This window comes from Shewanella sp. 10N.286.52.A9, assembly GCF_041468985.1.
GTDB classification, from domain to species: Bacteria; Pseudomonadota; Gammaproteobacteria; order Enterobacterales; family Shewanellaceae; genus Shewanella; species Shewanella japonica.
The window spans coordinates 77,705-89,028 of the sequence record NZ_JBFRJQ010000035.1; the positions used below are offsets into that span (position 1 = coordinate 77,705).

At 40.4% G+C, this 11,324-nt stretch carries 7 protein-coding genes; 4 read left to right on the forward strand and 3 right to left on the reverse strand.

What is annotated here, in order from left to right:
- Positions 1–141 precede the first annotated feature (141 nt).
- Positions 142–1,023 carry an NAD(P)-dependent oxidoreductase gene (locus tag AB4128_RS19970; protein WP_055026325.1) on the forward strand — a complete coding sequence of 294 codons (882 nt, stop codon included), beginning with the start codon at positions 142–144 and terminating at the stop codon, positions 1,021–1,023.
- A gap of 131 nt (positions 1,024–1,154) precedes the next feature.
- On the opposite strand, the gene AB4128_RS19975 is transcribed toward AB4128_RS19970, so the two are convergent.
- Both AB4128_RS19975 and AB4128_RS19980 read right to left on the reverse strand, forming a co-directional pair.
- The gene (locus AB4128_RS19975; protein WP_372038740.1) at positions 1,155–1,754 is read right to left on the reverse strand and encodes a glutathione S-transferase family protein; all 600 of its coding nucleotides are present in this window, start codon (positions 1,752–1,754) and stop codon (positions 1,155–1,157) included.
- A gap of 44 nt (positions 1,755–1,798) precedes the next feature.
- Complete coding sequence (locus AB4128_RS19980; RefSeq protein WP_055026327.1) at positions 1,799–5,224, reverse strand: PAS domain-containing hybrid sensor histidine kinase/response regulator; 3,426 nt, start codon at positions 5,222–5,224, stop codon at positions 1,799–1,801.
- 187 nt (positions 5,225–5,411) lie between these two features.
- On the opposite strand from AB4128_RS19980, the gene acs reads away from it, so the two are divergent.
- From acs to AB4128_RS19995, 3 genes are all read left to right on the forward strand, one after another.
- Positions 5,412–7,364: an acetate--CoA ligase gene (acs, locus tag AB4128_RS19985; RefSeq protein WP_055026328.1), complete on the forward strand. Its 1,953-nt coding sequence runs from the start codon at positions 5,412–5,414 to the stop codon at positions 7,362–7,364.
- Between the two features lie 234 nt (positions 7,365–7,598).
- On the forward strand, positions 7,599–9,356 hold the full coding sequence (locus AB4128_RS19990) for a DEAD/DEAH box helicase family protein (RefSeq protein WP_372038738.1): 1,758 nt from the start codon (positions 7,599–7,601) through the stop codon (positions 9,354–9,356).
- Between the two features lie 67 nt (positions 9,357–9,423).
- Positions 9,424–9,684, forward strand: a complete 261-nt coding sequence (locus AB4128_RS19995; protein ID WP_055026330.1) for a GrxA family glutaredoxin — start codon at positions 9,424–9,426, stop codon at positions 9,682–9,684.
- Positions 9,685–9,783: 99 nt separating this feature from the next.
- Here the strand turns inward: AB4128_RS19995 and AB4128_RS20000 are convergent, their stop codons facing one another.
- Positions 9,784–10,935 (reverse strand): DcaP family trimeric outer membrane transporter, encoded by a 1,152-nt coding sequence (locus AB4128_RS20000; protein WP_055026331.1) that lies wholly within the window; start codon positions 10,933–10,935, stop codon positions 9,784–9,786.
- Positions 10,936–11,324: the final 389 nt, after the last annotated feature.

Sequence of the window (11,324 nt, forward strand, 5' to 3'; positions counted from 1 at the left end):
ATAGAGTAGAGCATGTAAAAACAATTAATTGCATATTCAAAAATGGACAGTTAATCCATGCAGCTAATTGACTCGCACTATTAAGCGTTGAGCAATCTTTGTTACTCAGATAAACATATATAAAAATTTTAGGAGTTAGATATGACAAAGCCAATCATTGGTTTCATCGGCCTTGGTCTTATGGGCGGCAACATGGTTGAGAACCTTCAAAAGAGAGGTTATCAAGTCAATGTAATGGATCTAAGCGCTGAAGCTGTTGCACGTGTTATTGACCGTGGCAATGCAACTGCTTTTACATCTGCAAAAGAGTTAGCTGCTGCCAGTGATGTGGTTCAGTTTTGTTTAACGACATCAGCAGTGGTAGAAAAAATTGTATACGGCGATGATGGCGTATTAGAAGGTATTAAACCTGGCTCTGTACTAGTTGACTTTGGTACATCTATCCCCTCTTCGACTAAAAAAATTGGTGCTGCACTTGCTGAAAAAGGTGTCGGCATGATTGATGCGCCTTTAGGCAGAACACCTGCACATGCTAAAGATGGCCTACTTAACATTATGGCTGCTGGTGACATGGATACTTTTAATAAAGTGAAACCATTACTAGAAGAGCAAGGCGAAAATGTATTCCACCTAGGCGCTTTAGGTGCAGGACATACAACTAAATTAATTAATAACTTCATGGGTATGACAACGGTAGCAACCATGTCGCAAGCATTTGCAGTGGCAAAACTTGCAGGTGTTGATGGACAGCAGTTATTTGACATCATGTCGGCAGGACCTTCTAACTCGCCGTTCATGCAATTCTGTAAGTTCTATGCTGTCGACGGTGAAGAAAAACTTGGCTTCTCAGTTGCGAATGCCAATAAAGACTTAGGTTATTTCCTTGCAATGTGTGAAGACTTAGGGACTAAATCTCTTATTGCTCAGGGCACTTCTACTAGCTTACAAGAAGCGGTAGATGCAGGTTTAGGTCAAAATGATGTTCCTGTCATTTTTGATTATTTCAGTAAGTTAGAAAAATAATATCGACATCGATATTCCTAAAAGATTGATTGTTTTATTAGCTACACCGTTTAACTGAGTTTAAAAAGCCCCTTATCTAGTTTGATACGGGGCTTTATTTTTCTAGTCGCATGTTCTCAAAATCAATGTAATTAATCTTGCATACCGACAAAGCCTGGCTGTTGTTCAACATTACTCAACCACTGCCTTATATTCTCAAAGGGCGTTATATCAAAGCCACCTTCATGGGCGACATGGGTATAAGCAAATAAGGCGATATCGGCTAAACTGAATTGTTCCCCTAAGATAAAGGCTTTGTTGGCTAACTGCTCATCTAGTAATCTCAACACTTGTCTACCCTTAACGTGTAAAAGATCATATTCAGCTTGGCGCTCAATCGGCATGTTCTGATAAAGGCGAATAAAGCGAGCAACGGCTATACAAGGTTCGTGGGTGTATTGCTCAAAGAAAAGCCATTGATACATTAATGCTTTATCAAACTCATCAGTCGGTATTAGCCCAGACCCTTCAGCTAAATACCCTATAATGGCATTTGACTCTGCCAGCACCCTTCCATCATCAAGCTCAATAATAGGCAGCTTCCCTTGAGGTGATTTTTTCAAAAATGTTGCCATTTTAGTTTCACCAGCCATTATATCGATATCTCGCCAACGATAAGCTTGATTTAGTAACCTTAACGTTAACTTTACCTTGTAACAATTTCCCGACTTTTCGTCACCATATACAGTTATCATCTTCATCCTTGCTTTGGTTAAATCTCTCACTATTTCATCATCTATTTTACTAGGCTTGAAATCAACGCTCTTAATGCAGCAGGTTTCACCATTTTAGCCATGTAGTGATAGCCACGCTTCTGTACATCATCAATGAGATCTTTGTTGGTATTAGCAGTGATTAAAATACCCGGTAAATGCTCACCGTATCGAGAGCGAATTCCATCCATTGCATCCACACCGTTTTGATCATTATCTAAATGATAATCAGCTAAAACGATATCTGGAGCTACCCCTTTGAGGCCTAATTTAATGCGTGCATCAGCCAAATCTGTAGCACAAACAACATCACATTTCCAACGAGTCAGTAAACTTTCAAGTCCCGCTAAAATGGCTTCTTCATTATCAATACATAGCACTTTCACCCCTGCTAGAGGCTGAGTTGGCGTCGGTACCGGTTTCACGACTTTCTCTGTCACCGTTTTGCCCAACGGCACCATTATAGAAAATACCGATCCTTGTCCTAACTTTGATGTCACTAAGATTTGATGGTCCAGCACTTTACTGATTCGGTCAGCAATAGCCAAGCCGAGCCCTAGTCCACTAACGTTGCGACTACTTGGATGATTTAGACGTTTAAACTCTTTAAAGATTTCTTGCGTTTCATGTTCATCAATACCGCAACCAGTATCAAGAACTTGAATTTCAATAAAATCACCACGATGACGACAACCAAGTAATACTCTTCCGCCTTTTGCATATCGATAGGCATTGGTTAAAAAGTTTTGTAACACTCGCCTTAATAGGGATAAATCAGAATTAATCGTTGCATTACAAGGCATCATATTAAATTTGATTTGATTGTCCGCAGACATGGCTTCAAATTCAACGGCTAAGCCATTTAGTAATTCTCCAAGAGAAAAATCTCGACGATTCACCTCTACCATATCTGAATCTAATTTAGAAATATCCAACAAGTCAGTTAATAATTCGCCAGCAGTGCGAAGTGAATTATTAATATGAGAAAGCGTGGTTTTTCCTTCCAAATCCAAATTCGGATATTGTGCAAGCGATGCTGTAAACAAACGAGCCGCATTTAAAGGCTGCATTAAATCATGCCCAACAGCGGCTAAAAAACGACTTTTAGAGGCATTCGCCATTTCTTCTTGGGCTTTTGCTTCAAGGAGTTCACTATTGAGCATTGCGAGCTCATAAGTACGCTCTTGTACTCGAGATTCTAATGTTTCATTCGCTTCTAATAAGGCTTTCTCTTGCTTGCGATATTGAGTAATGTCAGTAAAGGTCATCACAAAACCGCCATCAGGCATTGGGTTGCCCTGAATTTTAATCACTTTCCCATCTTTTCGCTGCCGCTCAGATGTGTGCTCTGTACCATTACGCATATGTTGCACACGTATATCGACTTGCAACTCTATGTCGCCCTCACCACAGTAGCCTCTGGCAGCATTAAAACGGATCACCTCGCTAATTGGCATGCCCTGTTGTAAAAATCCTTCAGGGTAATCGTATAGCTCAGCATATTTAAAGTTCCAAGCAACTAAATTCAAATCTTTATCGACCACACTCATGCCTTCATAAGCGTGCTCAATTGCGCCTCTAAGCATATCTTGGCTTAAAATAATCTTAGATGATGCTTCATCTACCAAGCTGAATACTTCATCAAGGGCTAAGTCACGACCTTGTAATACTGAATCCATTACCAAAGAGGCACTAGAGGCACCTAATACCCCAGCAAGCATATGCTCTGTGTGTGACACTAAAGATTGGTCAGCCATTTTATGCCATGAATCACTACGCACAGCATCTGGGGAGAACTTACTAAAGCTTTCATATGCTCTAGTTGGGCTGACAAATCGACTGGCGAGAATTAACAAGTCTTGCTGGGAAATGGCAGTGTGTTTTCTGTTAGCGTCTTTTTTGTTTGAATCAGATTGAAGTGAGCCCGGATTGATAAAATGGCTAGCTTGAATACGCTCAGCGACACCCGCTCTAAACCATAATGAGCCTAATATATAACAAATAATATTAGCTAATAGGGCAATAAGCGTATCGTCAACCTCTGGGCTAATTGAGGCTAATAAGCCTGTTTCTTGCCCTAAACCTACACTGCCTTCAAATAGGATATAACACCATAAAGAAAACCCTACCGCTAAGCCTAAGAATACCCCAGAGCGATTACCGTACTTCCAATACAATCCACCGAGCAAAGCTGGTGCAAGCTGAGCGAAAGCACCGAATGACAATTGTCCTAAATGAGATAATGACTCACTATTACCGAACAATAAGTAGCTTAAGTAGCCTAATGAAAGAATGATAACGATGGCAAGACGGCGAGCATTAAGTAAAAAACGAGCAAATTGGTTAAAATTAGTTCCACTCACTTTATTCGTGCGTAGCATGAACGGAACAATCCACTCATTACTGATCATAATACTTATCGTTACCACAGCAACAATTACCATACCCGTTGCCGCAGATAATGTACCTAACAACGCAATCACCGCCAGTACCGGTTGATCTAGTGCTAAAGGAAGATTAATCACGTAAGTGTCGGCGGCCACACTGTCGCCGAGCAATAATGTGCCAGCTAAGGCTAATGGCGCCACAAACAAGCCAAACATGGCGAGATATAATGGGAATATCCAACGTGCTTTTTTAAGTACAGACTCTTCAGCACATTCCACCACCATGACATGGAATTGCCTTGGCATACATAAAAATGCGGCTACACCCACAAACATCTCAGGCAAAAAAGAAGTAATATTTAATGAGCCATGTTTAATAATGTCTTTTTCTGCCGCCTGCTGCCAAATATCACCAAACCCATCAAAAAAGCCAAAAGTAATCACAAAGCCAACAATTAAAAAAGCAGCTAGCTTCACTAATGACTCGAATGCAATAGCGACCATCATTCCAGGGTTATGCTCTGTTGCATCAAGCTTTCGTGTACCAAATAAGATAGCAAAGATTGCTAAAATAAATGTCATGACCATGGGGACGCTGACATCATTTAATGGCATGTTTTCAGGCTGAAATAAATTCAAGCTAAAGACCATCGCTTTTAACTGCAAAGCGATATAAGGCATGATCCCAAATAAAGCAATAAGTGTCACAATTGCAGCAAGGGTTTGAGATTTTCCATAGCGAGCGGCAATAAAATCTGCAACAGAGGTGATATTTTGCGCTTTTGATATGGCTACTATCTTACGAAGCATGCCAAAGCCTAAAGTAAAAACCAAAATAGGGCCTAAATAAATCGGTAAAAAAGACCACAAATCATTAGCAGACTGCCCCACCGTGCCTAAAAAGCTCCACGACGAACAGTAAACCGCTAGACTTAAGCCGTATATCCACACTTGCACCTTTTTGGTGATTTTACTAAACCAGCGTTCAGCTCCCCACGCTAAGATAAACAGCAAGGAAACATAGCAAATTGCAATTACAGCAACGACTAAGGTCAAATTCATAGCATTCTCTTTAATTATTTTTATGCTTAATATTTGTGCAATAAAACCGTTTCACGAATACGTCATGCTAACATGCGCAACAGGTTAAATATTAAGGATATTTTAAAACTAGACCAAGGTCTAATAGTGTTAACCTCACCTTGCAGACAATACTCTCGTAACGCTAATTTTGACAAAGGGAAGCCCTATGAGCTCGCAGTCTCTCTATAAAGTACCAGCAGATTTCGCCAACAATGCACTGGTAGATAACGATAAATATAAAAAAATGTACCAAGAATCAGTGGTAAATCCAGAAGGATTTTGGAGAGAACATGGTAAGCGTATCGATTGGATTAAGCCTTACACCAAAATCAAAAAGACCTCTTTTGATGATCATAACCTGTCTATCAATTGGTTTTATGATGGCACATTAAACGCCTCTGCAAACTGTTTAGATCGCCATCTTGAAAAAAATGGCGATAGAGTTGCCATTATCTGGGAAGGCGATGATGCAAATGAGCAGCGTAAAATTACTTACCGTGAGTTACATACTGATGTGTGTAAATTTGCCAATGCACTTCGCAGCCAAGGCGTTTGTAAAGGCGATGTCGTCACGATTTATATGCCAATGGTGCCTGAAGCTGCTGTAGCCATGTTAGCTTGTGCTCGCATTGGTGCTATTCACTCAGTGGTATTTGGAGGTTTCTCTCCAGACTCCATTGCATCTCGTGTTATTGATGGCAAATCAAAAGTATTGATTACTGCCGACGAAGGTATTCGTGGTGGTCGTAAAATTCCTCTTAAACGTAGTATTGATGACGCACTGAATAATCCAGATGTTGATTGCGTCGAAAAAGTTATCGTACTCAACCGCACAGGCGGAGATATCGACTGGGTTGAAGGTCGTGATATTTGGTGGAGCGATGTAATGGCAACAGCTTCAGAGCATTGCCAAGCCGAAGAAATGGGCGCTGAAGACCCGCTTTTCCTGCTTTATACGTCAGGCTCAACTGGTAACCCTAAAGGTGTGCTGCACACAACCGGTGGTTACATGGTTTATGCATCAATGACACACGAATATGTATTTGATTACAAAGAAGGCGAGGTTTATTGGTGTACTGCCGATGTCGGTTGGATTACTGGCCATTCCTATATGGTCTATGGCCCACTGGCTAATGGTGCAACGATTCTTATTCATGAAGGTGTACCTAATTCTCCAGGTCCATCACGTTTAGGTGAAATGATTGATCGTCATAAAGTGAATATTCTTTATACCGCACCGACATTAATCCGTGCACTGATGGCTGAAGGCAAAGAGCAATTTGACGGCTTTGATGGCAGTTCGCTTCGTGTAATGGGCTCAGTAGGTGAACCTATCAACCCTGAAGCTTGGCGCTGGTATCACGAAGTCATTGGCCATGAGTCTTGCCCAATTGTTGATACTTGGTGGCAGACAGAAACTGGCGGTATCTTAATTAGCCCACTTCCTGGAGCAACCGATGCTAAACCAGGCTCTGCGACTCGCCCATTCTTTGGTGTGCAGCCAGCCCTAGTTGATAACATGGGTAATATTTTAGATGGTGCAGTTGAAGGTAATTTGGTCATTCTCGATTCTTGGCCAGGCCAAATGCGCACGGTTTATGGCGATCATGACCGTTTTGCATTAACGTATTTTAAAACTTTCCGAGGCATGTACTTTACTGGTGATGGTGCCCGTCGTGACGAAGACGGTTATTACTGGATCACGGGTCGTGTGGATGACGTTATTAACGTATCCGGTCATCGTTTAGGTACCGCCGAAGTTGAAAGTGCCCTTGTTTCACATGAGCTAGTTGCTGAGGCCGCAGTAGTTGGTTACCCCCATGACATCAAAGGTCAAGGTATCTACGCTTATGTGACCTTAACTAAAGGTATTGAAGAAACGGAAGAGCTTCGTCAAAACTTACGACAATGGGTTCGTAAAGAAATCGGCGCGTTAGCTACCCCAGATTTGATTCAATGGGCTGGTGGTTTACCTAAGACTCGCTCTGGCAAGATCATGCGCCGTTTCTTGCGTAAGATTGCAGCAAACGAGGTAACAAACTTAGGTGATTCTTCAACACTTGCAGATCCTGCGGTAATCGATACCTTGATAGAATCACGCTTAAACAAAGCGGAATAATATCCTAATCAATTAACTGTCCTACCCACCTTGAGAAATCCTAACCAGATTCTCGTTGCCCCTTCAATTGAGGGGGCTTTTTTATATCAATTTTTTATACAGCCTAAATTAAGGGCTTTATTTCATGCTAGAGTAACCATTTATATCACTAGCAATATCACTAGCAATGTATGCTCCGTGAATGCGATGAATTTGATTATTACTTTGAACATTATTTAATAACGATAAAAACCTATGACATCCGTAATATCCCTTCGTGATTACCAACAAGATTCTGTTGATGCCGCTATAAAACACTTTAAGCAAAGTAATGACTCCGCTGTATTAGTATTACCAACAGGTGCTGGTAAAAGTATCGTGATAGCAGAACTTGCAAGAATAGCTAGAGGCAATGTTTTGATATTGACTCATGTTAAAGAGCTAGTCGCTCAAAATGCAGAAAAAGTGGGATTACTGACTCAAGATGCCAGTATTTATTCAGCTGGATTAAACCAAAAGAAAGCGGTAGGTAAAACGGTTGTGGCTAGCGTTCAATCAGCTGCTAGGGCGCCTGAAAAATTTAACCAAACTTTCTCTTTGGTTATTATTGATGAATGTCACCGTATTAGTAACGATGAAAATAGTCAGTATTGGCAGTTATTAAATCATCTGAAAAAAAATAATCCGCAACTAAAATTACTAGGCTTAACGGCAACACCATACAGATTAGGACTAGGCTGGATATTTCGCCATCATTATCACGGTAAAGTCGGCAACACAGAAAAACCTATTTTTGAACAATGTATTTTTGAATTGCCCATGCGGCCACTCATTAAACGCGGGTATTTAACAGCACCTAAGATATTCGATGGCTTAAGCGCACAATATGATTTTAGCCAGGTAACTCCTTCAGAGACGGGCGAATATCCACAAAAAGAAGTCGATGATTTATTAGATCATCAAGGCCGAGCTACCACAGCAATTATTAAACAGGTTGTGCAACTAGCAGAACACCGTAAAGGCGTGCTCATATTTGCGGCAACAGTGCGTCATGCAAAAGAAATAATGAAGTTACTCGATGATAGTGCAGCTTTAATTACCGCTGACACCCCTCATACAGTGCGTGATGATATTATTTCTCGGTTTAAGCAGCAAAGTCTTAAATACATTGTCAACGTAGCGGTACTTACTACAGGCTTTGATGCTCCCCATGTAGATTTAATTGCTATCTTAAGGCCTACGGCCTCTGTGAGCTTATTTCAGCAAATGATTGGCAGAGGCTTACGCTTAGCAAAAGACAAAGAGGATTGCCTAGTCATTGATTATGCGGCTAATGGATATGATCTTTACTTTCCTGAAGTTGGCCAAGTCAAACCCAACAGCAAATCTGTCCCAGTACAAGTACACTGCCCCGTTTGCCAGTTTGCTAATACTTTTTGGGGTATTGTAGATTCTGACGGTGATATTGTTGAACACTTCGGACGACGCTGCCAAGGGTTAGTCGATACAAAACAGGATACACAACAGCAATGTGATTTCAGGTTTCGCTCTAAATCCTGCCCTGATTGTGGCGCTGAAAATGATATTGCAGCGCGCATTTGCCAAACATGCCAGTCAACACTCATTGATCCAGATAAACGATTGAAACAAGTTTTATCCTCTCAACATCATCATTTATTCAAATGCCAAGAGATGCATCTCATCGAAGATGATAAAAAGCTGATAGTGAAATATTTCGATATTGACGCTAATGAATTTAAAGAAAGCTTTAGGATGGAAACACCTGCTCAGCGGCGCGCCTTATATGCAATTTTTATTGCTCCACACTCGCGCACGCCTGGGATGAAACATCCACAATTCTCATCACCTCAACAAGTTCTTGAACACCAGAAACATTTTAAAACGCCTGATTTGCTGTTACTAAAAAAACAAAAGCATAAGTGGGAATTAGTGGAAAAGTTTTTTGATTATAAAGGACGATTTAAAACCATTAATGAAAACAGTTTTGTTTGAATTGAATGAAATTATCAATTCGATAAAACTTATGGTATAAATCGTCAAATCAAAAAAAGGAGTCACTATGTTTGTTGTAATTTTTGGCCGTCCAGGCTGCCCTTATTGTGTTCGTGCTGTTGAACTATCAGAAAAATTAACTGAACAGCGTGACGGATTTAAGTTCAAGTATGTCGACATTCACGCTGAAGGCATTTCAAAAGCTGATTTAGAGAAAACGGTTGGCAAGCCTGTTGAAACAGTGCCACAAATCTTTGTCGATGAAGTGCATGTTGGTGGTTACACTGAATTTGAACAGTACGTACGTTCAAACAACTTATTGGGCTAATTAGATTAAAAATCAATTATGCACAAATGAAAAAAGGGTTAATTCAATGAATTAACCCTTTTTTGATGTCGTAATGCTACCTTAGAAAATCACTAGCTTTTAAAGCACGTATTTAGCAGAGAACAAAATACGGCTTAGGTCACCATCACTTCCATTTTCACGTTCGTTTTTCGCGTACATATATTCAACACCAAAGGTCAAAGGCTTGGTTGGTGAATACAATAAGTTAATATAACTTGAGTAAGACTCAGCATTTACTAAGCTACTCGATAGCATGGTATCGTTATCAGCTTTAAATGCTGACACAGTGACACTCGTACGCCATTTGTCATTCCACCAATGGCGGTAAGCGGCATAGCCACCGTAAGAGCTTATCGCTTGTATTTCACCGTTAGCATCAAGATTACCAGCATTGGCATAATTCAACGCCATATAACGCCCTAGGCCTTCACCGTAGGTTGCTGAGAATTTAAAGTCATCGTTTCCGACCGGGATAATACCGGCAATACTCGCACCGTAACCCATTTCAGTTGAATCTACCGCCTGCCCATCAACATTTTCTTCAACATTCAATTGACGTAAAATACCAGCCACAGAAATAGCAGTCCCGCCTTCTGTCTTAAAGTTATAACGAGCAACGACATCTGGCACAATGCCACTACCACTGGTGAGTCGTGTTGCCGTAGCAAATTTATTTACAGTCGTTTCAGGGTTTTCGACTGCTATTTGAAATCCACCATTTGTATAGCGAATCATCGCTTGTCTAACAAAAGGTGTACCTTCGGCTGCACCAACAAAATCTAAGTTTTCAGGCAATGCGCCAGGATTTTGGAACGTTGTCCATGTTTGACCGACTGTCCAGTTATCATAACTAATAAAAGCTTGTCGAATACGTGGAGAATAACTGTTAGATACACGTTCATTACCGTCAGTATGAGTCATGAAATCTAATTCAATAAAACCTGTTAACTTATGACCATCAAAATCTGAAACCGTTTTAAAATTAAAACGAGTCTCTCGCGCCTGAAAATCGACAACTTGTTTACCATTACCCTCTTCGCCATAAATAGTACCAGGCACATAAAATTGACGAGATAAACTTCCTGAATCGGGTGCGCCATTACCATAGTCACTGAACATCACATCAGCTTTTACGTAGCCCCCAAACTGCATATCAGTATCTGCATAACTAACATTACTTAATGCCAGCATTGAACAACCGATTAATAAACCATATTTTGCTTGTTTCATCATGCTCTCCCTGTTCTTATCATCTAAAGCAATATGACCCACTTAACAAATAAGCAACATTAGCAATAGGTCTATTAGACAAAAGTAGATGAGAGAAAGCTAAAATGATTAACAGGTTTGCAATTAAATGGTAGATAACATTAGCAATTTGAATACGTTAAGACTGCCCAGCAAAATTAATAGCTAAGCAGTATTCTTGTGAACAAAAGAATACTTAATCATGAGGAGATAAAGTTGACAAAAAGTACAACATCAACATACAAGAGTTGAGTTTATAGTAAGGCTGAATAAAATAAAAAAGCTTGAATATGAATAGATTAAAAACGGTAGGACAATAGAAGAACTGAATTAAAGCCGAACAGGCAATCTCACTTTCAGAAAAGTGGTGG